The following is a 1,485-nucleotide window of genomic DNA, read 5'->3' as shown; positions in this document are numbered from 1 at the left end:
GCCGACGATGGGCAGCGCCTTGTCCTCGCCGGCTGCCGCGATCACGCTGTCGAGCAGGCCGGGGAAGCGCTTGTCGAGGTCGTCGCGGCGCAGCGTGATCAGCCGGCTGGTGCCGACCACTTCGGCACGTGTCACACCCGCCTCGCGCAGCTTGGCGAGGTGGTAGCTGAGGTTGGTCTTGGAGGCGAGGTCGAGGAACTTGCTGCAGTTCAGCGGCACGCCTTCCTTGCTGGCGAGATAGCGCACGATGGCAAGCCGGGTCGGGTCGCCGAGCACGGCGAGCACGATCGGCAGGCTGATCTGGTCGGTGGTTGGGTGGGGCAGGGTCATGGCCGAGAATTAAGCACAAACGGAACCAACTTCAACGCGTCTCCTTGTCATGCCGGGTCACATGAGATCTTCATTTCGAGCCCCGTACTGACACAGGGCTGTCAGCAGGGTTCAGCTATTTTCCCCTGGCTCGGTTGACATCATGCCCCTTCATGTCCAATTGTTCAATAACTTTTGAACTAAGGGCACATCCTCATGGACAAGCGGATCTACTGGCTTGCGCTCGGATCGTTCGCGATCTCGACCGAAGGCTTCGTCATCTCCAGCCTTCTTCCCGACATTGCCTCGGATGCCGGCATCTCCGTTCCGCTCGCCGGCTCGCTGATCACCGCCTTCGCGCTCGCCTATGCGATCGGCGCGCCGGTGCTGGCGACGCTGACCGGCGAATGGGACCGGCGGCGCGTCATCCTGTGGACGCTGGTGTTCTTCGTGATCGGCAATCTCGTCGCGGCGGTGAGCTCGTCCTTCGAGTTGCTGCTCATCGCGCGCATCGTCATGGCGCTCTCGTCCGGCCTGTTCGCGGCAACCGCTCAAGGGACGGCCGTGGCGCTGGTCGATGACCATCACCGGGCGCGCGCGATCGCGGTCGTCGTCGGCGGCACCACGGTGGCGGTGGCGGTCGGCGCGCCGCTCGGCGCGCTGGTCGCGGCCATCGCCGGCTGGCGCGGCACCTTCTTCGCCATTGCCGGGCTCGGCGCGCTGGCCGGCGCGATCCTGTGGTGGCGGCTGCCGCGCGGCATCGTCGGCACCAGGCTGCCGCTCAAGGCTCGGCTGGCGGCGGCGGTCCGTCCCGGCGTGATGCCCATCCTCGCGACGACCGTGCTGGCGCTGGTCGGCGCCTTCACGGTCTTTGCCTTCATTGCGCCCTTGGCCATCGAGGGCGGCGGTCTCAGCCCGCTTGCGCTGCCCGGCATGCTGCTCGCCTTCGGCGTCGGCGCCGTCATCGGCAACATCGCCGGCGGCCAGGCAGCCGACCGCTTCGGCGCTGCGCGCACCGTCTGCTGGTCCTTAGCACTGAGCGCGGCCATGCTGGCGACATTCTCGCTGATCCCCACCTTCCTGCCGCATTCCATCGCCGGCCCGGCGCTGATGGGAATGATGGTGCCGTGGGGCATCGTCGGCTGGGCCTTTCCGCCGGCGCAGGCGAGCCGCATC

The 1,485-nt window shown here is 67.5% G+C and carries 2 protein-coding genes; one reads left to right on the top strand and one right to left on the bottom strand.

All coding sequences use genetic code 11. The annotated features are described in order from the left end of the window. A partial coding sequence (locus EOA29_RS36250; RefSeq protein ID WP_145970039.1) for a helix-turn-helix transcriptional regulator occupies nucleotides 1-330 on the bottom strand: 330 nt, incomplete at its 3' end. 195 nt (nucleotides 331-525) lie between these two features. Here EOA29_RS36250 and EOA29_RS36245 point away from each other — a divergent pair. Further along, the coding region (locus tag EOA29_RS36245; RefSeq protein WP_145970038.1) for an MFS transporter at nucleotides 526-1,485 on the top strand (960 nt) is incomplete at its 3' end.

The sequence above is a fragment of the Mesorhizobium sp. M1E.F.Ca.ET.063.01.1.1 genome (assembly GCF_003998155.1).
Lineage (GTDB): Bacteria > Pseudomonadota > Alphaproteobacteria > Rhizobiales > Rhizobiaceae > Mesorhizobium.
The sequence above is the reverse complement of the archived record's forward strand: the minus strand, read 5'-3'. Positions and strand labels throughout refer to the sequence as shown.